Below are 19,916 nucleotides of genomic sequence, written 5' to 3'. Positions count from 1 at the left end.
AGAAATCGGGGGTGCCGGCGCGGCCGTCACGCAGACAGGTCGGGCGGGCCGGGGCCCGCCGCGGTGATCCGACTCAGTCGAACTTGCGCAGGTCGTCGATCACCTTGCCGTCATTCGGCAAGGACCCCGGCAGATCCGCCTCGACCTCGCCCTTGAGCTTGAGCACCGCCTGCATTGTCTCGCGCACCCTGGCGGCCAGGTCCGCCGAGGGCTCGGCCGCCTCGATCGCCAGGGTCATGCGATCCTGGTCCGCCTCGCGCGTCACGCTCAGGCGCGCCTTCGCGATCTCGGGATGGCGCGCGAGGATCTCGGCCACCTGCTCGGGGCGGACGAACATGCCCTTGACCTTGGTCGTCTGGTCGGCCCGGCCCATCCAGCCCTTGATGCGCATGTTGGTGCGCCCGCAGGGGCTGATCCCCGGCAACACGGCCGACAGATCGCCCGTGGCGAAGCGGATCAGCGGATAGTCGGGGTTGAGCGCGGTCACCAGCACCTCGCCGACCTCGCCCTCGGGCACGGGATCGCCGGTGCCGGGCCGGACGATCTCGACGATCACGCCCTCGTCGACCACCATCCCCTCCATTGCAGGGGTCTCGTAGGCGATCGAGCCCAGATCGGCGGTCGCGTAGCCCTGCAGGCAGGGGATACCGCGATCGGTGTAGAACTGCCGGAGCGAGGGAAAGAGCGGCCCGCCCGAGACCCAGGCGCGCGCGATCTTCAGTTCGCGGCCCAGTTCCTCGGCCTTCTCGATCATGATCTTGAGGAAGTCAGGCGTGCCGATATAGCCGCTCGCGCCGATATCCGCGGCCGCCGTTGCCTGCGCCTCGGTGTTGCCCACGCCACCGGCGAGCACGGCGCAGCCAAGCGCCCTCGCGCCCGATTCCAGCATCACGCCAGCCGGCGTCAGGTGGTAGGCGAAGCTGTTGTGCACGATCTCGCCCTTGCGGAAGCCCGCGGCGTAGAGCGCGCGCGCAAAGCGCCACCAGTCCGCCACGCTCGACACGCCCGGCTCGTAGATCGGCCCGGGCGACTGGAAGACATGCTCGAAGGCCGCCGCGGGGCGCGTGGTCAGCCCGCCGAAGGGCGGCTCGGCCTTCTGCATCTCGACCAGCGCCGACTTGCGCAGCACCGGCAGCTTCGCCAGCGCCGCGCGGTCGGTCACCGCGCCCGGCTCGACGCCCTCGAGGTGGCGCGCAAGACCCGGTGCCGCGGCGCAGGCGGCGCCGAGCTGGCTGCGCAGGCATTCGAACAGCGACGCCTCGCGCGCGTCACGGCTGCGGGTTTCGAGATTGTCGTAATGCGTGCTCATCCTGCCCCCACGGCCCTGTCGCGATCCCCGGTGCCGGCCCCGTCCGGGCGCCCGCTCAGTTCAGCCAGCGCTTGCGCCGGCGGTAGCTGCGCACGTCGCGGAAGCTCTTGCGGCCTTCCTCGGCCATGCCGAGGTAGAACTCCTTCACGTCGGGGTTCTCGCGCAGCTCGGCCGCCGGGCCGTCCATCACCACGCGGCCCGATTCGAGGATGTAGCCGTGATGGGCGTAGCGCAGCGCCACGTTGGTGTTCTGCTCGGCGATCAGGAAGCTCACGCCCTCGTTCTCGTTGAGCGACTTGACGATGCCGAAGATCTCCTCGACCAGCTGCGGCGCCAGGCCCATCGAGGGCTCGTCGAGCAGGATCGTCTCGGGCCGGCTCATCAGCGCGCGGCCGATCGCCGTCATCTGCTGCTCGCCGCCCGAGGTGTAGCCGGCCTGCGACCTGCGCCGCTCGCGCAGGCGCGGGAAGTAGTCATAGACCATCTCGAGGTCCTTCTGCACCGCGGCGCGCCCGTCGGTGCGGGTGTAGGCGCCGGTGAGCAGGTTCTCCTCGACCGTCAGGTGCTCGAAGCAGTGGCGCCCTTCCATCACCTGGATGACGCCTCGCTTGACCAGCTCGGAGGGGTTCAGCTCGGCCACGCGCTCGCCGCGATAGCGGATCTGGCCCTTGGTGACCTCGCCGCGCTCGGAATGCAGCAGGTTCGAGATCGCCTTGAGCGTCGTCGTCTTGCCCGCCCCGTTGCCGCCCAGCAGCGCGGTGATGCCGCCCTTGGGCACGGTCAGCGAGACGCCCTTCAGGACCAGGATGACGTGGTTGTAGATCACCTCGATGTTCGACACCTCGAGCAGGGCGTCGTCATGGCTCGCTTCAGGCATCTCCGCGGTCCTTCCTCGGCGTGGGCCGCCAGGCGGCGCGCCAGATCGTCGTCGCCCCGCAAGGGGCAGGTTCGAAATCCCGGGCAGGCCGGTCACCCCGCCTGCGGTTCGCGCAGCACCCCGCGCAGGGGCGGGCGGTGCCGGCCGCAGGCGCGGCGCGCCCGCGCTGCCGGGAATGGGCGGGCCGCCCAAGGCGGCCCGCCCCCGTCCAGGCTTACTCGCAGGCGCGCGGGGTGATGCCCGCCTCGGCCGCGTAGGCCGCCGAATCCTCCTCGATCAGGGGATCGACGACATCGCGGTCGGCCGCGATGAAGGGCGAGATGATCTTCCAGGTCTTGTCCTTGGCGTTCCACTGCTGGATCGCGCCCAGGCCCGGGACGCCATGGTTGGCGCAGCTCACCGTGAAGGTCGGCACGAAGTCCTTGAGACCGAGCGCCTCGAGCTTCTCGTCGGTGATCTCGAGGTTCTCCATGCCGTCGCGCATCATTGCCGGCGTGATCTTGGCGGTGCCGTGGATGCCCTGCGCGGTCCTGGCGGCCTCGACGGCCAGCATCGCCGCCAGCATGCCGCGGTTGTAGAGCACCGTGCCGTGCTGGTCGCCCGCGCCGGCCGACAGGCCCTTGTCATAGACATGGGTCTTGAGGTCGGAATAGACGGGGAAGTCCATGCCCACGCCGTGCATGGCGATGGCCTTGTAGCCGTCGGCCGCCTCGCCCGCGGGCAGCACGTCGTTCTCCGAGGCCGACCACCACACGCCGATGAACTTGTCCATCGGGAAGCGGATCGAGGCCGCCTCGCGGATGGCCACCTGGTTCATGACGCCCCAGCCCCACATCACGACGTAGTCGGGACGCTCCTTGCGGATCTGCAGCCAGGTCGCCTTCTGCTCCTGGCCGGGGTGGTCGACGGGCAGCAGCAGCAGTTCGAAGCCATGCTTCTTCGACAGCTCCTCCAGCGTGCGGATCGGCTCCTTGCCATAGGCCGAGTTGTGGTAGACCAGCGCGATCTTCTCGCCGTTCAGGTCCTTACCGCCCTCCTGGTTCATGATGTACTTCACGATGATCGAGGCGGCGTCCCAGTAGGTGCCCGGGTAGTTGAACACCCACTCGAAGACCTTGCCGTTGGCGGCCGAGGTGCGGCCATAGCCCATCGAGTGGATCGGGATGCCGTCGGCAGTCGCCTTGGGGATCAGCTGGTAGGTGATGCCGGTCGACAGCGGCTGGTAGACCAGCGCCCCCTCGCCCTTGGTCGCCTCGTAGCACTCGACGCCCTTGGTGGTGTTGTACTCGGTCTCGCATTCCAAGAGCCGGGTCTTCTCGCCGCCGATGCCGCCGTCGCGCTCGTTCACAAGCGTGAGGTAGTCGGCATAGCCGTCGGCAAAGGGAATACCGTTCGGCGCATAGGGGCCGGTGCGGTAGCTCAGCGCCGGAAACACGAGATCGGCCATCGCCGCCGGGGCGGTCAGGCCGATCGCCGTCGCGGCGACAAATGCCAGTTTCGTCAGTCTCATCGTTGTCCTCCCTGTTGGACGTGTTCTTCGGGGCGTGCGGTTCTGGCCCGCCCCCTTTCCGTCTCGGGCCAAGCCTAGTGCGGGAATGGCCAGAGGCGCAATTTCTCCTTGATGATGCGCGTCAGCGCGGCGATGCCGTGCGGCTCCTTGATCAGGAAGAAGATGATCAGGCCGCCGATCAGGATGATCTCAAGATGCGCCGCGATGTCGGTGGGCCAGTCGAACTGGCCGACCAGGATGTTCTTGAACAGCACCGGCAGCAACGTGAGGAAGGCCGCCCCGACAAGGCTGCCGAAGATCGAGCCCAGCCCGCCCAGGATGACCATGAACAGCACCAGGAACGAGATTTCGATCGAGAACGCCTCGGTCCCCTCGGCCGCGCCTTTCCAAATTGCGAAATACATCGCCCCCGCCATGCCGATGTAGAACGACGAGATCGCGAAGGCCGAGAGCTTCGCCATCAGCGGGTTCACGCCGATGATCTCGGCGGCGATGTCCATGTCGCGGATCGCCATCCAGCTGCGCCCGATCCGCCCGCGCGTCAGGTTGCGCGCCACCCAGGCGAAGATGAAGACGAAGCTGAGGCAGAAGAGATACGTGGCCCAGGGCGAGGTGTTGGGCCCGGTCACCAGCACGCCCATGAACGAGCGCTCGGGCGCGTTGATCTGGCCGGTGGCCGAGTAGTTGTAGAACCACGGGAACTTGTTGAACATCCAGATCAGGAAGAACTGCGCGGCCAGCGTCGCCACCGCAAGGTAGAAGCCCTTGATCCTGAGCGAGGGCAGGCCGAACAGGATCCCCACCCCCGCCGCGCAGACGCCCGACAGCAGCACGATCACCGGCATGGGCATCCACTCGAAGCCGGTCATCAGCTTGTAGCAGGCATAGGCACCCACGGCCATGAAGCCGCCCGTGCCCAGCGAGACCTGGCCGCAATAGCCGGTCAGGATGTTGAGCCCCAGCGCCGCCATGGCAAAGACGAAGAAGGGCAGGAAGATCGCCTGCTCCCAGTAGGGGTTGATCAGGAAGGGCACGACCAGGAAGGCCAGAGCCACGATGACGTAATAGCGCCAGCGGTCGAAAGCGATCGGGAAGGTCGCCTGATCGTCCTCGTAGCTGGTCTTGAACTCGCCTGCCTCGCGGTAGAACATCAGGAAGCTCTCCCATTTATCGCAGCGGGTCGAAATGGCGAAGGCATAAAGAACAAAATGATGAGGCACAGCAAGGCGGCGAAGGCAAGAATAGCTACAAGCAAAAGAATGGCCCCACGCCAACCATCAAGGCACGGCCCGTGGCACCCTGTAAGTATGAAATTCATATAACTCGCAAGACAACCCGCACCGACAAACGTCAGGACGGCCGAAATCCGTTTAAATGCCTTGCCGACGATCACATTTCTTAAATAGTATCGGCGTACGAAATAAAATATAAAAAAATATATGGATGGAAGTAATGTATAAATTGAGATAAAAATGTAACCTTCGCTCAATGGATCAGGGCGAATCCGTAGCATCCATCCAAAGAAAATAACGAATGCGGCGCCAGCAATGACAGTCAAGATAAATGATGCCCACTCCCCGACCTGAATTATGACCCACGCGGTCCTAGACATTCCAGTGGGATGGCTGATGGTCATTCGTCCCACTCCCGTGCGTTGCCGGGGAAATCGTCGCCTTGCGGCTTGACGATGCAGAAGCGGTGGCCGGTGGGGGCCTCCATCACGATCCAGCCCCTGACCCGGTCGATGACCTTCGCGCCCAGGCCCTCCAGCCGCACCGCCTCGGCCTCGCGGTCGTCGGTCTCGATGTCGAGATGGACGCGCGACGCATGGTCGACCGCCTGCACCAGCAGCTTGGGGTATCCCTTGCGGTCGGCCAGCACGGCATATTTGCCGTCCTCGTCCACCTTACCCGTGACGCCCAGCGCGGCCGCCCAGAACCGCGTGGCCGGGCCGAGGTCGTCGGTCTGGCAGTCGATCACGAGACAGCCGAGGCGCGAGCGGTGAGCCATCACACCCTCTCGATGATCTTCTCGCCGAACAGGCCCTGCGGCCGGAACAGCAGGAACATCAGCGCCAGCATGTAGGCGAACCAGTTCTCGGTGGCGCCGCCGATGAAGGGGCCGACATAGAGCTCGAAGATCTTCTCGCCCACGCCGATGATCAGCCCGCCGACGATGGCGCCGGGGATCGAGGTGAAGCCGCCCAGCATCAGCACCGGCAGCGCTTTCAGCGCGATCAGCGACAGCGAGAACTGCACCCCCGACTTCGCGCCCCACATGATGCCGGCGACCAGCGCGACCAGCCCCGCGATCGACCAAACGATCCACCAGATCGTCTCGAGCGAGATGCCGACCGAAAGCGCCGCCTGGTGGTCGTCGGCCACGGCGCGCAGCGCCCGGCCCATCTTGGTGTATTGCGAGAACATCATCAGCGCGACCACCAGGATGACCGCGACCACGGCGGCCGAGATCTCGATCTTCTCGACGAACATCCCGGTCGCGTCGATGATCGTGTCCGACGGCCCCTGCGGCAGCCCCACGTCCAGCGTCTTGACGTTGGCGCCCCACATCAGGTCGCCCAGCCCTTCAAGGACGAAGGCAAGGCCGATCGTGGCCATGAAGAGGATGATCCCCTCCTGGTTCACCAGTGGGCGCAGCACGACGCGCACCACCACCCAGGCAAGCAGGATCATCACGCCCAGCGAGAACAGGATCGCCACCAGCGTCGGCAGGCCCGCGCCCCAGTTGTGGATCTCGGTCCCGGTCAGCCAGCTCAGCACATGCGCGAAGGGCACCTGCCCGGTCTGGAAGCCGACCAGCGTCAGCGCCGCGAACAGCGCGAAGACGCCCTGCGCGAAGTTGAAGATGCCCGACGCCTTGAAGATCAGCACGAAGCCCAGCGCCACCAGCGAATACATCACCCCGGCCAGCAGGCCCGAGACGACGATCTCCCAGAAGAACGGATCGGTCAGGAACATCGCCACCCCCTCAATCGTGCGCCACGCCCAGATAGGCGTCGATGACATCCTGGTTCTTGCGCACCTCGTCGGGTGTGCCGTCGCCGATCTTGCGGCCGTAATCGAGCACCACGACCCGGTCGGCAATGTCCATCACCACGCCCATGTCGTGCTCGATCAGCGCGATCGTGGTGCCGAACTCCTCGTTCACGTCCAGGATGAAGCGGCACATGTCCTCCTTCTCCTCGACGTTCATGCCGGCCATCGGCTCGTCCAGCAGCAGGAGCTGCGGCTCGGCGGCAAGCGCGCGGCCCAGTTCGACCCGCTTCTGCAAGCCGTAGGGCAGCCGGCCGACCGGCGTCTTGCGGATGTGCTGGATCTCGAGGAAGTCGATGATCTTCTCGACCCGCTCGCGGTGCTCGATCTCCTCGGCCTCGGCCGGCCCGGACCAGAGCGCCTGCCAGAACATGTTCTTGTGCATCTTGGTCAGCCGCCCGGTCATGATGTTGTCGAGCGTGGTCATGCCCTTGAACAGCGCGATGTTCTGGAAGGTGCGCGCGATCCCTTGCTTGGCGATCTCGTGGGGCTTCATCGCGCCGCGCTTCTTGCCGCGGAACCAGATCTCGCCCTCCTGCGGGTGGTAGAAGCCATTGATGACGTTGAGCATCGACGACTTACCCGCCCCGTTCGGGCCGATGATCGCGCGGATCTCGCCCTCGCGGACATCGAACGAGATGTCCTTGATGGCCACCACGCCGCCAAAGCGCAGCGTGATGTTGCGGATATCCATGATCACCGGGCCGACCTGGCGCGGGTTCAGGCCGTGCTCCTCCTCGGCCGCCGCATAGGCGTCGTCGTTCTCGGCGGCCTCGGCGGTCGGTGGCAGGCTCATCGGCGGCTCTCCTCAGGCGGCCTTCGGCGCCGCATCGGCGCGCGGGAAGGTCTTGACGTCGCGGATCTCGAGCGTGGCCTTGATCTTGCCCTTGCGGCCGTCCTCGTAGGTCACCTCGGTCTCGGTGTAGATGCTGTCCTTGCCGCCATAGAGCGCCTCGATCAGGTCGCCGAATTTCTCGGCGATGATCCGGCGGCGCACCTTGCGGGTGCGGGTCAGCTCGCCGTCATCGGCGTCGAGCTCCTTGTGCAGCACCAGGAAACGCGTGATCTGGCAGCCCGACAGCATCGGGTCGTCGGCCAGGCTGCGGTTCGTCTCCTCGACGTTCTGCTCGATCATCTCGTAGACGCGCGGATGGGCGGCCAGCTCCTGGTAGCTCGAATAGGCGATGTTGTTGCGCTCGGCCCAGTTGCCCACCGCCATCAGGTCGATGTTGATGAAGGCCATGCAGGACGGGCGCTCGTGGCCGAAGACCACGGCCTCGAGAATGTTGGGATAGAACTTCAGCTTGTTCTCGATGTACTTGGGCGCGAACAGCGCGCCGTCGGCCAGCCGCCCGACGTCCTTGGCCCGGTCGAGGATGCGCAGCTGCCCCGAGCGCTGGTCGAAGAAGCCCGCATCACCGGTTGCGACCCAGCCCTCGGCATCCTTGGTCTCGGCCGTCGCCGCGGGGTTCTTGTAGTATTCGAGGAACACGCCGGGCGAGCGGTAGAACACCTCGCCCGTGGTGTCGTCGATGCGGATCTCGACGCCCGGCGTCGGCACGCCAACCGATTCGAGCTCGACCGCGCCATCGGGGTGCTGGGTGATGAAGACCGAGGCCTCGGTCTGGCCGTAGAGCTGCTTGAGGTTCACGCCGATCGAGCGGTAGAACTCGAACAGGTCGGGCCCGATCGCCTCGCCGGCGGTATAGCCCACGCGCACGCGGCTCAGGCCCAGGTTGTTCTTCAGCGGGCCGTAGACCAGCAGTTCGCCCAGGGCATAGAGCAGCCGGTCGGCCGCGCCCGGCTCGCCGCCGGCCTTCCGCGCCGCCGCCACGCGCCGCGCGACCCCCAGGAAATAATGGAACATCCGGCGCTTGAGCGCGCCCGCATCCTCCATCCGGATCATCAGCGTGGTCAGCAGCGTCTCGAAGATCCGCGGCGGCGCGAAGAAATAGGTCGGGCCCAGTTCCTTGAGGTCGGCCAGCATCGTCTCGGCGCTTTCGGGACAGGCGACGCAGAAGCCCTTGGCGTATGCCTGCCCCATCGAGAAGATGAAGTCGCCGACCCAGGCCATCGGCAGGTAGGCCAGCATCGAGTCGGTCTCGTCCAGCCCGTCGAAATCGGCGGCCGCGCGCGCGGTGACGAGGATGTTGTCATGGCTCAGCACCACGCCCTTGGGCTTGCCGGTGGTGCCCGAGGTGTAGAGCATGACGCAGACATCCGCGCCCTTGCCCGCCTCGATCCGCTGGTCCAGCTCGCGCCCCAGCCGGCCCTCGGCCGCGCGCCCCTCGGCGCACACATCCGAAAGCGCGTTCAGCGTCGTGTGGTCGTAGTTCCTCAGCCCGCGCGGGTCGAGATAGATCATCTGCGCCAGCTTCGGCAGGCGGTCGGCGATGCTCAGGACCTTGTCGACCTGCTCCTGGTCCTCGGCGATGACGAAGCTCGCCTCGGCATGGTCCAGAACATAGGCCATCTCCTCGGCCACGCTGTCCTGGTAGACCGGCACCGGCACGGCGCCCGCCATCTGGCTCGCGACGATCGACCAGTAGAGATGGGGACGGTTCGTGCCGATGATGGCGACGCGCTGCCCGGGCTCGAGGCCCATCGCGACCAGGCCGATCGCGATCGCGCGCGTCTCGGCCGCCACCTCGGCCCAGGTCCAGCTCTGCCAGATGCCGTATTCCTTCTCGCGGCTCGCGGGGCGCGTGCCGCGTTCGCGGGCATTGGCTACAAGCAGCTTGGGAAATGTATCGCGGCCATTGGCCGCCGCCGACGCAGCCGTCACGGTTCAACCTCCCCTACGACGCGTCGCCCCTTCTTGCCGAGGGATCCGGCGCCTTCCCTGTCGTCCTGGCGCCTTGTGCCGGCGCCCATTCAAACCAGTCCGTGCAAACCAAGATGTCGCACACGGAATCACGGTCAAGACCGCAGATTTGAACAAGTGTTCAATTAAGCGGCTTCCGCACGCCATGCAAGCGAAAACGCGCCCGGGAATCCCGGGCGCGCGCAACAATCTTTCTTGTACAGGGATCTCCGGGACGCGGTATGTCGCCGCAGCCCCGTCCAGGGGCCTCAGCCCTCGATCACGTTGCCCTGCGGAGCGCGGGTCGTGATCGCGATGTTCCGGGGCTTGAGCGCCTCGGGCACCTCGCGCACGAGGTCGACATGCAGAAGCCCGTTCACCAGCTCGGCGCCGTTGACCTTGACGTGATCGGCAAGTTGGAAACGGCGCTCGAAGCCGCGCTCGGCGATGCCGCGATGCAGGTAGACGCGCGACTGCGACGCCTCGGTCTCCTGCTTGCGGGCGGTGACGGTCAGCGTCTGGTCCTTGACCTCGAGATTTAGCTCGTCCTCGCCGAAGCCGGCAACCGCCAGCGTGATGCGATAGGCATCCTCGCCGGTCTTCTCGATGTTGTAGGGCGGGTAGCCCGGGGCGGGCGCGTCGCCGCTCATCACCTGGTCGAGCATCTGCGCGAGCCGGTCGAAGCCGACGGTCGAGCGGTAGAGGGGAGAAAGATCGAGAGTGCGCATGGTTCATATCCTCCGTTGAAGCGATATGGCTGCGGGCCACCCCGAGGGGCTGGCCCTTCGTCCTAACCGGACCCGCCTCGCGGCGCCCGGCGTCACAGAGATGGGAAAACACCCACGCCCGGTCAAGAGGTCCGCCGCGCCCGACACGGCAGCGCGGGGCTCAGCGCATCGCGGCCAGCACTTCGGGCATCGCGTGGTCGACCCGCACCGCGAAGGCCAGCGGCTTGCGCGTCGCGCGGTCCTGCCCCATCGCCGACATCACCGCGACGATGCGCGGCGCGCCGTCGGCATCGGCGAAGATCGGCGACCCCGAGGCCCCGAAGGTCACGTCGCAGTTCAGCGCCAGCACCGGCCCCTGCGACCCGCGCAGATCGCAGCCGTCCTGGCGCGTCAGCGCATGCGGGCGGTCACGGCGATAGCTGATCAGGGTCAGCGCGTCCTTGCCCTCACTCGGCTCGCCGACCGCGAAGAACGGCGCCTGGGCCACCGGGATCGGCGCGTCGAGCCGGATCAGCGCAAGGTCGGCACCGATCTCGTCGAAGCCGGGATTCTGGGCATAGGCATAGCCCGGGTGGGTGGTGATCTCGATCGCGCGTCGGCTTGCCACCTTCTGGCCGCGGCGCCAACCGGCAACGAAATAGACGTCGTTCACGGGCTGCACCTTGCCCGTCCGGGGCGAGATCACGCAGTGCGCGGCGGTGATCACCAGATCCTCGGCGACCAGCGTGCCGGTGCACATCGAGCGATCGCGCAGGCCCGCGACATTCACCCGCCCGACGCCGCGCCAGGGCACGTGCTCGGTCGCTGTCAGCATGCGCCGCCGCTCGAGGTCGAGCGCCTCCGCCGGCGGGACCTGCCCCACCGCCAGAATCGCCGCCACCAGGACAAGCAAACCCCGCAACATGCATTCAGGCTAGCGCGCGCCGCCCGGGCGCGCGAGTCCCGCGTGAACGAGCGGCGGCGCTTTTTGGTTTTATGTTTTATTCCAGACACATGACATGGCTTTCACGTGTGAAAGCCATGCCGCGCCGCCGCGCCGGCTCATTCGGCGGCCAGGGGCTCGGGCAGCCCCTCCAGCGCGCGCGGCACCGGCCCCCCCGTGGCCCAGTCCAGAAGCTCGGCGGTATGGACGACCGGGATGCCGGTCCCCGACCCGATCTGCATCATGCAGCCGATGTTCCCCGCCGCAATCACCTGCGGCCCCGTCGCCTCCAGCGTCGCCACCTTGCGCCGCTTCAGCTCGCCCGCGATCGCGGGCTGGAGCAGGTTGTAGGTCCCGGCCGAGCCGCAGCACAGATGGGCGTCGCGCGGCTCGACGACCTTGAAGCCGGCCGCGCGCAAAAGCTTCTTCGGCGCCTCGGTCACCTTCTGACCGTGCTGCAGCGAGCAGGCGGCGTGATAGGCGACCCGCAGCTGCGCGGCGTGCACCGGTTCGGCCAGGCCCTTGTCCGCCATGAACTCGGTGATGTCCCGCGTGAGTCCCGAGATGGTCTTCGCGGCCCCCGCCATCGCCGGGTCGTCCTGGAACATCCAGCCGTAATCCTTGACCGTCGTGCCGCAGCCCGAGGCGTTGATGATCACGGCATCCAACCCCTCGCCATCGACCTCGCGCATCCAGGCCCGGATATTGGCGCCGGCGAAACGGTGGCTCGCATCGGTCTTGCCCATGTGATGGGTGAGCGCCCCGCAGCAGCCCGCGCCGTCGGCGATCACGACGTCATAGCCGTGCCGGGTCAGCAGGCGGATCGTCGCCGCGTTGATATCGGCGTTGAGTGCCTTCTGGGCGCAGCCGGTCATCAGCGCGACCCGACCCGCGCGCGGCCCGTCGGCCGGGTGCACCTGCGGGTCGTCATGCGCCGCCGGCGGCTCGATCCGCGGCGGCACGATGTCCAGCATCGCGCCCAGCTTGCCCGGGATCAGCCGCCGGAACGGCAAGCCCAGCTTGGCCGCCGCCAGCGCCAGCCGGAAGCGGCCCGGATAGGGCAGGATCAGCTGCAGCACCCATCTCAGCGCGCGATCGTGCCAGGGCCGGGTGTAGGTCCGCTCGATATGCTCGCGCGCATGATCGACGAGATGCATGTAGTCGACGCCCGAGGGGCATGTCGTGGTGCAGGCAAGGCAGCTCAGGCAGCGGTCGATATGCTTGACGATCTTGGCATCGGCGGGCCGCCCGTTCTCCAGCATCTCCTTGATCTGGTAGATGCGCCCGCGCGGGCTGTCGAGCTCGTCGCCGAGCACCTGGTAGCTGGGGCAGGTCGCGGTGCAGAAGCCGCAATGGACGCACTTGCGGATGATCGCGTTGGCCCGGGCGATCTCGGGCACGTCGAGCTGAGCGTCGGAGAAGTTGGTCTGCATGGTCGTCAGGCCCTCATGCGGCCGGGATTGAGGATGCCCGAAGGATCGAAGCTCGCGCGCAGCCCCGCCGAGATGCGGGCCAGCGGGGCAGGCTCGGGCTCGAACACTTCGACCGCCGCGCGCGTCGCCGCGGCCGCCCGGACCAGCGTGGCATGGCCACCGAGGCGCGCGGTCTCGGCGCGGATCACCGCGGCCCCGGCATCCCCGGTTTCGGGCAGGCACAGCCAGACCAGCCCGCCGGCCCAGTCGTAGAACGCGTCCGCGCCGGTCGCCTCGCGGATGCGGCCGACGGCGCCGGGCGTGTCCGAGGGGCGCATCGACAGGCGCCACACCGCGCCCTCTCGCCCGGCGAAACGCTCGGCGTCACGGACATGGCGCCACAGCGCCTCGTGCGCGTCGCCGTCGACGCGGGACGCTTCGCCGAAGGGCGCGAGAAGCCGGGCCAGCGAGGCGGCACGGTACTCGGCCTGTGCCTCCAGCCCCTCGACCCGCACCAGGGTCCGGGCCGGCGCATCGGCGCGGGCCGGAAGATGCGCCGCGCCATTGACATCGAAGGGCGCCGTTACCGCGGCCGAGAGGGCCGCGACCGCGCGATCCTCGGCCAGTCCCTCGAGCACCAGCGTCAGAGCGCGCTCGGGCCGCGGCAGCACCTTGAACCCCACCTCGGTCAGCACGCCCAGCGTGCCGTAGCTGCCCGCCATCAGTTTCACGAGATCGTAGCCGGTGACGTTCTTCATCACCCGCCCGCCGTTCGAGAGAGCCTCGCCGCGGCCATTGACGAACCGCACGCCGATCATGGCGTCGCGGCAGGCACCGGCCTGGATCCGCCGCGGACCCGACGCGCCGCAGGCGACGGCGCCACCGATCGTCGGCTCGCCCGTGCCGCCCAGCAGCGCGCGATGGTCCATCGGCTCGAAGGGCAGTCGCTGACCCTCGGCGTCGAGCGCGGCCTCGATCTCGGCAAGCGGCGTGCCCGCGGCCACGACCAGCGTCAGCGCGCCGGGCTCGTAGAGCCGGATGCCGCGGATCCCCGAGGTCGAGAGCGTGCCCTCGGCCTGCACCGGGCGGCCGAGGCCGCGCCGCGTCCCGCCGCCCGCGATCTCGAGCGGCTGGCCCACGGCGGCGGCGGCGGCGACGGCCTCGCTCAGTTCGGCCTCCGAGGCGGGCGTCAGCGTGGTCATTTGGAACTCCCCTGGGCGCAGGCCGCGACGCGTCCGCCGGATGCGGATTGTCGCGTCCGTCCGCGGCGTTCAGTGTTCGGCGTGGCGCCGGCCTTCCGACATCGACAGCGGGAAGACCTTGGCCGGATTGAGCATCCAGCCCGGGTCGAAGACATCCTTGACGGCCATCTGCTGCTCGAGATCGGGCGCTCGGTATTGATGCAGCATCAGGTCGCGCTTCTCGACGCCGACGCCGTGCTCGCCGGTCAGGCAGCCGCCGACATCCACGCAGAGCCGCAGCAAATCGGCGCCAAGGGCCTCGGCCTTCTCGAGCTCGCCCGGCGCGTTGGCGTTAAAGATGATCAGCGGATGCAGGTTGCCGTCACCCGCATGGAAGACGTTCGCGACCTCGAGCCCGTACTGCTCGGCCAGTTCGGCCGTGCGGCGCAGGACCTCGGGCAGCGTGGCGACGGGAACCGTGCCGTCGAGGCAGATGTAGTCCCCAAGCTGCCCCATCGCCCCGAATGCCGCCTTGCGGCCCAGCCAGATCGCCTTCGACTCGGCCTCGGAGGTCGACTCGCGCATGACCATCGGCGAATGCCGCTCGGCCACTGCCTTGATGGTGGCAAGCTGGGTCTCGATCTCGGCATCGGACCCCTCGACCTCGACGATCAGCAGTGCCTCGACATCGAGCGGGTAGCCGGCCTTCGCGTGGGCCTCGGTCGCGTGGATGCAGGGGCGATCCATGAACTCGATCGCGACCGGGATCACGCCCGACTTGATGATGTCGGCAACACACGCGCCCGCGATCTCGGAGCTCGAGAAGCCCATCAGGACCGGGCGCGCGCCCTCGGGGCTGGCGAGGATGCGCAGCGTCGCCTCGGTCACGATGCCGAGCTGGCCCTCGGAGCCGCAAATCAGCCCGAGGAGATCGTAGCCGGCCGGGTCGAGATGCGCTCCGCCGACCTCGACGATCTCGCCCTCGGCAGTGACCATCTTCACGCCCATCAGGTTGTTCGTGGTGACGCCGTATTTGAGACAATGCGCGCCGCCCGAATTCATCGCGATGTTGCCCGCGATCGCGCAGGCAAGCTGGCTGGAGGGATCGGGCGCGTAGAAGAATCCCTCGCCCTGCACCGCCCCGGTCACGGCGAGGTTGGTCATGCCCGCCTGGACGCGGATGACACGGTTGGGATAGTCGACGTCGAGCGCCTGGTTCATGCGCGCGACGCCCAGGATCACGCTGTCGGCCGTCGGCAGCGATCCGCCGGCGAGCGAGGTTCCGGCCCCGCGAGGAACGATGGGGACACCGAAGCTCGCGCAGATGCGGACCGTCTCGGCCACTTCCTCGGTCGTCCGGGGCAGCGCGACGGCCATCGGCGGGCAGCGGTACGCCGTCAGTGCGTCGCACTCGTAGGCAATCAGCTCCTCGGGCGCGGAGATGACGCCGTCCGGCCCCAGCGCCTCGGTCAGTCGGCGGACCAGATCGTCTTTCGCGGCAAGTGCGCGGGCGTCTGGCTGGGGCATCTCCATGGCTCGGCGCCTTCGGTAATTGGTCTGCTTTTCTTACCGCATACCCCAGAGGGCGAGTCGATGCCAGCGATTTCACGCGCCTGCGACCGATCGCCCTGCGCCGGATCCGCCGCCCGATGCCCGGGCCTTCACACCGGCAGGTCGACGCCGCGAGCCCAGTCGGCCAGCGCGGCTCGCGCCGATGCCGCCCCGCCCTGCCGCGCTTCAGACATGCGGGCGGCGGTCTCGTCGATCGAGGCCGCGCGCAGGATGCGGCGCACCGGTCCGATCGAGGCGGGACGCATCGAAAGCTCGCGGAAGCCGGTCGCGACGAGCGCGAGCGCCTCGAGCGGACGCCCGGCCGCCTCGCCACAGAACGAGAGCGGTGTGCCGGCCCTGGCGCAGCGTGCCACGACCTGCCCGAGAAGGTCGAGGAAGGAGAAATTGAGCACGTCGTAGCGGCCGCGCACGCGCTCGTTCTCGCGATCGGCGGCATAAAAGAACTGCATGAGGTCGTTACCGCCGACCGAGACGAAGTCGGCCGTCTCGAACAGCCGGTCCGGAGCGAAGACCAGCGAGGGCGTCTCGAGCATCAGGCCCAGCCTGAGGCGCCTCGGGCGCGGATGCCCCAGGCGCACGAGCCGCTCGACCTCGGCCAGGAAGAGCTCGCGCGCGGCAAAATACTCGTCCGCCTCGGTGATCATGGGGAACATGACGCTGAGCGGCCGCCCCTCGCTGCCGCGGATCAGAGACTGGATCTGCATGCGGAAGAGCAGCGGCCGGTCGAGCGCCACGCGGATTGCCCGCCAGCCGAGCGCCGGGTTGGGCTCTTCCTCGCGCCGCATGAAGGGCAGCACCTTGTCCGAGCCTATATCGAGCGTGCGGAACACCACCTCGCGCTCGCCCGCGGCGCTCAGCACGCGCGAGTAGAGCGCCGCCTGCACCTCGCGGCCCGGCATCCGGCCACGGATCATGAACTGCAGCTCGGTGCGGAAGAGCCCGACGCCCTCGGCCCCCGACTGCTTGAGCGAGGGCAGGTCGGCGAGGATCCCCGCATTCATCCGCAACCGGACGGTGACACCGTCGCGGCTGGTCGCGGGCTGTCCGGCCTCGGCCCGGTAATGCGCGCGCGCCTCGCGCTCGAGATCGATCTTCTCGCGGAACGCGGTGATGACGCTGGGCTCGGGGCGCAGGTGCACCCGGCCGCCGTCGCCGTCGACCACGATCGGGTCGCCGGGGTTGGCGTCGCGGATGACGCGCTCGGCCTGCACGACCATGGGGATGTTGAGCGCGCGCGCCACGATCGCCGCATGGGAAGAGAGCGACCCTTCCTCGAGCACCACGGCGCGCACGCGCCCCGCGTGGTCCATCAGCTCGGCCGGACCGATCGAGCGGGCGACCAGCACCGCGTTCTCCGGCAAGCCTTCGGTCGCATCGGCGCCGTTGCTGACGAGATACCGAAGCAGCCGGTTCGCAAGATCGTCGAGATCGTGGAGACGCTCGCGCAGGTAGGGGTCGGTCGCCCGCTCCATCCGGGCGCGAACGGCGGACTGCACCTTCTCGACGGCAACCTCGGCCGAAAGACCCGATTCGACCGCTTCCTCGAGCCGTTTCATCCACCCCTTGTCATAGGCGAACATGCGGTAGGCCTCGAAGATGTCGCGGTGCGGCGCCGCAGCACCGAGGCCTCCACCCTCGATCAGCCGGTCGATATCGCCGCGCATTGCCGCCACCGCATCGGCGAGGCGGCGGCGCTCGGTCTCGATGTTCTCGGCGATCGGGTCGAAGACCACGAGCCTGGGCTCGTGCAGGTGAACGATCCCCTCGGCGATGCCTTCCGACGCGGACGTCCCCGGCACGAGGATGGGCCCGACGCGCCGGCCGGGCCCCGTGACCATGCCGTCCGAGCCGAGGAAGGCGCCGGCTTCCGCCATCTCGGCGATCACCATGGCGACGACCTCGAGCGCCTCGATCTCGTCATCGGTGTATTGGCGGGCCGTGCGGTTCTGCACGACGAGAACGCCCATCACCTCGCCCAGTCGCTGGATCGGAACGCCGACGAAGGACTGGTAGATCTCCTCGCCCGTTTCGGGGAGGTAGCGGAAGCCGCGGGTGTTCTGAGCGTCCTCGGTGGCGAGCGGCTGGGCGCTGTCGGCGATGCGACCGACCAGACCCTGGCCGACCCGCAGCCGCACGCGGTGCACCGCGTCCTTGCGCAACCCTTCGGTGGCGCAGAGTTCGAGGGTGCGCTCGTCACGCTTGAGATAGATCGAGCAGACCTCGGCCACCATGTTCGACGCGACAAGATGCACCACCTTGTCGAGACGCTGCTGACCGTCGCCAGGGCTGGCCATGGCCGCCCTGAGCGTGCGCAGCAAGACCCGCGATCCGCCCTTGTCACCGGTGGGCATCGATTGCCCCTTCCGTCCTTAAAGAAATTCTGCTCGCGCCCGACCCCAACCCCGCCGGGAAATGCGGCCCGTGGCGCTCAGTCGCCCTCGAGCCCGAACGTCTTGTGCAGCGTCTGTACCGCCAACTCCATGTACTTGCGATCGATCAGGACCGAAACCTTGATCTCGGAGGTGGTGATCACCTTGATGTTGATCCCCTCCTGCGCCAGCGCCGAGAACATCCTCTGCGCCACGCCCGCATGGCTGCGCATGCCGATGCCGACGATCGAGATCTTGCACACCTCGTCGTCGATGACGAGGTCATGGTAGCGGATCTCGCCGCGCGCGGCCTCGAGGGCGGCGCGCGCCTTCGCCACCTGGTCCGTCACCGTCGAAAAGGTCATGTCGGTCATACCGTCGGCGCCGATGTTCTGGACGATCATGTCGACGTTCACGCCGGCATCGGCCAGCGGCCCGAAGATCGCGGCCGCCACGCCCGGACGGTCCGGCACCTTGACGAGGGTGAGTTTCGCCTCGTCGCGCGAGTGCGCGATCCCGCTTACGACGTTCTGTTCCACGATTTCCTCCTCGTCGCACACCAGCGTGCCGGGCTTGTCGTCGAAGGACGACAGCACCTGGAGGCGAACCTTGTAGCGCATCGCAAGCTCGACCGAACGCGTCTGGAGCACCTTGGCACCCAGCGAGGCAAGCTCGAGCATTTCCTCGTAGGCGATCTTGTCGAGCTTCCGCGCGCGCCGCTCGATCCGCGGATCGGTGGTGTAGACGCCATCGACATCGGTGTAGATGTCGCAACGCTCGGCCCCCAGCGCCGCCGCGAGGGCCACGGCCGAAGTGTCGGACCCGCCGCGCCCCAGCGTCGAGATCCGGCCGTCGGGCCCGATGCCCTGGAAGCCGGCGACGACCGCGTGCAAGCCCTCGCCGAACTTCTTCGCGAGATTGTCGGTCGGGATGTCGACGATGCGGGCCGAGCCATGCGCGCCGGTGGTCATGATCGGCACCTGCCAGCCCATCCACGAGCGCGCGGGCACGTCCATCTGCTGAAGGACCAGCGCCATCAAGCCCGAGGTCACCTGCTCGCCGGCGGCGACCACTGCATCGTATTCCCGCGCATCGTAGAGCCCCGACCCGTTCGAGCCCGGCGGACAGGCGGCATCGTGCACGAACTCGACGAACTTGTTCGTCTCGCCCGCCATCGCCGAGACGACCACGGTGACGTCGTAACCGCGGTCGACCTCGCGTTTGACCTTTGCGGCCGCATTGCGGATGCGCTCGAGATCGGCGACCGAAGTGCCACCGAATTTCATGACGAGACGGGGTGCGGCGCGGGTCATGGCGGTTTCCTGCGGGTGCGACCGGACGGGGCCGCGGCCTTCGCGGACGGGATTCACATGGCGCGCGTCTATAGCGGCAGGGGGAAGCGGCGACAAGGCCCCGGAAAGCGGTCGAATGACCCTGCGGCAGGGTGTTGCGGCGATGCGCGCGGCTTTCGGGCGTCAGTCGTCGCGCCGGCGCACGAACGGAAGCGGCGTCACCGGGATCCCGTCATCCGCGAGGGCCCGCACGTCCTTGACCGTCGCCTCGCCCCAGATCGAACGCGCATCGGCCTCGCCGTCGTGGATGCGGCGCGCCTCGGTCGCGAACTCGGTGCCGACGTAGTCCGACGTCGCCTCGATCTTGCGGCGGAGCGCGGAGATCGCAAGCTCGAGCGGCGAGGCAGGCTGGATCGACCCGAGGGCCGCATCGCCCGGCTGGCGCGCCGGCGCGTCTCCCGAGCTGACCGAGGGCGCCATCACCGCTTTCTCGACCGAGATGTCGCCACAGATCGCGCAACTCACGCGACCCGCGTCGCGCTGCTCCTCGAACGCCGACGAGTTCGCGAACCACGCATCGAAACCGTGGCCGTGTCTGCATCTGAGCGCGTAGCGGATCATGCATTCGTCTCCCGGTCGCGGCGCCCTGATGCTGCACCGCACACTTATATATGACCTTTGAATGACGGCAATTCCAGTTAATCCGGGCATTTGCAATGTGCTATGGTTGCAAAACAACATATCAGACGAGGCAAGGCAGTGGCGCAGTTCGTTACGCGGGAGCGGTTGCTCAAGCCGCTGGCGCCGGCGCTGGGCGCCGGAGTGGCAGGGTTCGCAGCCGCCAGAATGGGTGTATCGCCCGGGATCGTGGCGCTGGTGGCGGGTGCC

At 67.8% G+C, this 19,916-nt stretch carries 17 protein-coding genes; all 17 read right to left on the bottom strand.

Going from position 1 to position 19,916, the window contains the following annotated elements; all coding sequences use genetic code 11:
• Positions 1-73: 73 nt before the first annotated feature.
• A complete protein-coding gene (locus tag H0I76_RS08570; protein ID WP_200609304.1) occupies positions 74-1,309 on the bottom strand; it encodes a phenylacetate--CoA ligase family protein in 1,236 nt (411 codons plus the stop codon).
• 55 nt (positions 1,310-1,364) lie between these two features.
• Positions 1,365-2,186, bottom strand: a complete 822-nt coding sequence (locus H0I76_RS08565) for an ABC transporter ATP-binding protein (protein ID WP_200609302.1) — start codon at positions 2,184-2,186, stop codon at positions 1,365-1,367.
• Between the two features lie 214 nt (positions 2,187-2,400).
• The gene (locus H0I76_RS08560; protein WP_200609300.1) at positions 2,401-3,696 is read right to left on the bottom strand and encodes an ABC transporter substrate-binding protein; all 1,296 of its coding nucleotides are present in this window, start codon (positions 3,694-3,696) and stop codon (positions 2,401-2,403) included.
• A gap of 74 nt (positions 3,697-3,770) precedes the next feature.
• Complete coding sequence (locus H0I76_RS08555) at positions 3,771-4,847, bottom strand: branched-chain amino acid ABC transporter permease (protein ID WP_200609298.1); 1,077 nt, start codon at positions 4,845-4,847, stop codon at positions 3,771-3,773.
• Entirely contained in the window at positions 4,847-5,332 is a 486-nt protein-coding gene (locus H0I76_RS08550; RefSeq protein WP_200609296.1) for a hypothetical protein, read from the bottom strand. The genes H0I76_RS08555 and H0I76_RS08550 overlap by 1 nt, the downstream gene beginning before the upstream one ends.
• A complete protein-coding gene (locus H0I76_RS08545; protein WP_200609294.1) occupies positions 5,329-5,706 on the bottom strand; it encodes a VOC family protein in 378 nt (125 codons plus the stop codon). The genes H0I76_RS08550 and H0I76_RS08545 overlap by 4 nt, the downstream gene beginning before the upstream one ends.
• Positions 5,706-6,674, bottom strand: a complete 969-nt coding sequence (locus H0I76_RS08540) for a branched-chain amino acid ABC transporter permease (protein WP_200609291.1) — start codon at positions 6,672-6,674, stop codon at positions 5,706-5,708. The genes H0I76_RS08545 and H0I76_RS08540 overlap by 1 nt, the downstream gene beginning before the upstream one ends.
• 10 nt (positions 6,675-6,684) lie before the next feature.
• Positions 6,685-7,443 carry an ABC transporter ATP-binding protein gene (locus H0I76_RS08535; protein ID WP_234455224.1) on the bottom strand — a complete coding sequence of 253 codons (759 nt, stop codon included), beginning with the start codon at positions 7,441-7,443 and terminating at the stop codon, positions 6,685-6,687.
• 114 nt (positions 7,444-7,557) lie between these two features.
• Positions 7,558-9,534, bottom strand: coding sequence for an AMP-binding protein (locus tag H0I76_RS08530; protein WP_407704259.1), 1,977 nt, complete (start codon positions 9,532-9,534; stop codon positions 7,558-7,560).
• 287 nt (positions 9,535-9,821) lie between these two features.
• The gene (locus H0I76_RS08525; protein WP_200609287.1) at positions 9,822-10,280 is read right to left on the bottom strand and encodes an Hsp20 family protein; all 459 of its coding nucleotides are present in this window, start codon (positions 10,278-10,280) and stop codon (positions 9,822-9,824) included.
• A gap of 160 nt (positions 10,281-10,440) precedes the next feature.
• Complete coding sequence (locus H0I76_RS08520) at positions 10,441-11,160, bottom strand: trypsin-like serine peptidase (RefSeq protein ID WP_200609285.1); 720 nt, start codon at positions 11,158-11,160, stop codon at positions 10,441-10,443.
• Between the two features lie 161 nt (positions 11,161-11,321).
• Entirely contained in the window at positions 11,322-12,635 is a 1,314-nt protein-coding gene (glcF, locus tag H0I76_RS08515) for a glycolate oxidase subunit GlcF (protein ID WP_200609283.1), read from the bottom strand.
• Between the two features lie 5 nt (positions 12,636-12,640).
• Positions 12,641-13,807 (bottom strand): glycolate oxidase subunit GlcE, encoded by a 1,167-nt coding sequence (gene glcE / locus H0I76_RS08510; protein WP_200609491.1) that lies wholly within the window; start codon positions 13,805-13,807, stop codon positions 12,641-12,643.
• A gap of 78 nt (positions 13,808-13,885) precedes the next feature.
• On the bottom strand, positions 13,886-15,328 hold the full coding sequence (locus H0I76_RS08505) for an FAD-linked oxidase C-terminal domain-containing protein (protein WP_200609281.1): 1,443 nt from the start codon (positions 15,326-15,328) through the stop codon (positions 13,886-13,888).
• Positions 15,329-15,456: 128 nt separating this feature from the next.
• Positions 15,457-17,718, bottom strand: a complete 2,262-nt coding sequence (gene ptsP / locus H0I76_RS08500; protein WP_200609279.1) for a phosphoenolpyruvate--protein phosphotransferase — start codon at positions 17,716-17,718, stop codon at positions 15,457-15,459.
• Between the two features lie 77 nt (positions 17,719-17,795).
• Positions 17,796-19,049, bottom strand: coding sequence for an aspartate kinase (locus H0I76_RS08495; RefSeq protein WP_234455209.1), 1,254 nt, complete (start codon positions 19,047-19,049; stop codon positions 17,796-17,798).
• A gap of 162 nt (positions 19,050-19,211) precedes the next feature.
• Positions 19,212-19,649, bottom strand: coding sequence for a DUF1178 family protein (locus H0I76_RS08490; RefSeq protein ID WP_200609277.1), 438 nt, complete (start codon positions 19,647-19,649; stop codon positions 19,212-19,214).
• Positions 19,650-19,916 lie beyond the last annotated feature (267 nt).

Origin of the sequence: Thermohalobaculum xanthum, assembly GCF_016623495.1 — a bacterium.
In the GTDB taxonomy this organism is placed as follows: domain Bacteria; phylum Pseudomonadota; class Alphaproteobacteria; order Rhodobacterales; family Rhodobacteraceae; genus Thermohalobaculum; species Thermohalobaculum xanthum.
The sequence above is the reverse complement of the archived record's forward strand: the minus strand, read 5'-3'. Positions and strand labels throughout refer to the sequence as shown.

Coding starts and splice junctions, on each gene's coding strand:
- H0I76_RS08495 (WP_234455209.1), bottom strand. CDS start 19,049: ATGACCCGCGCCGCACCCCGTCTCGTCATGAAATTCGGTGGCACTTCG.
- H0I76_RS08525 (WP_200609287.1), bottom strand. CDS start 10,280: ATGCGCACTCTCGATCTTTCTCCCCTCTACCGCTCGACCGTCGGCTTC.
- H0I76_RS08560 (WP_200609300.1), bottom strand. CDS start 3,696: ATGAGACTGACGAAACTGGCATTTGTCGCCGCGACGGCGATCGGCCTG.
- H0I76_RS08535 (WP_234455224.1), bottom strand. CDS start 7,443: ATGGATATCCGCAACATCACGCTGCGCTTTGGCGGCGTGGTGGCCATC.
- ptsP (WP_200609279.1), bottom strand. CDS start 17,718: ATGCCCACCGGTGACAAGGGCGGATCGCGGGTCTTGCTGCGCACGCTC.
- glcF (WP_200609283.1), bottom strand. CDS start 12,635: ATGCAGACCAACTTCTCCGACGCTCAGCTCGACGTGCCCGAGATCGCC.
- H0I76_RS08490 (WP_200609277.1), bottom strand. CDS start 19,649: ATGATCCGCTACGCGCTCAGATGCAGACACGGCCACGGTTTCGATGCG.
- H0I76_RS08570 (WP_200609304.1), bottom strand. CDS start 1,309: ATGAGCACGCATTACGACAATCTCGAAACCCGCAGCCGTGACGCGCGC.
- H0I76_RS08565 (WP_200609302.1), bottom strand. CDS start 2,186: ATGCCTGAAGCGAGCCATGACGACGCCCTGCTCGAGGTGTCGAACATC.
- H0I76_RS08555 (WP_200609298.1), bottom strand. CDS start 4,847: ATGTTCTACCGCGAGGCAGGCGAGTTCAAGACCAGCTACGAGGACGAT.
- H0I76_RS08545 (WP_200609294.1), bottom strand. CDS start 5,706: ATGGCTCACCGCTCGCGCCTCGGCTGTCTCGTGATCGACTGCCAGACC.
- H0I76_RS08550 (WP_200609296.1), bottom strand. CDS start 5,332: ATGACCATCAGCCATCCCACTGGAATGTCTAGGACCGCGTGGGTCATA.
- H0I76_RS08540 (WP_200609291.1), bottom strand. CDS start 6,674: ATGTTCCTGACCGATCCGTTCTTCTGGGAGATCGTCGTCTCGGGCCTG.
- H0I76_RS08505 (WP_200609281.1), bottom strand. CDS start 15,328: ATGGAGATGCCCCAGCCAGACGCCCGCGCACTTGCCGCGAAAGACGAT.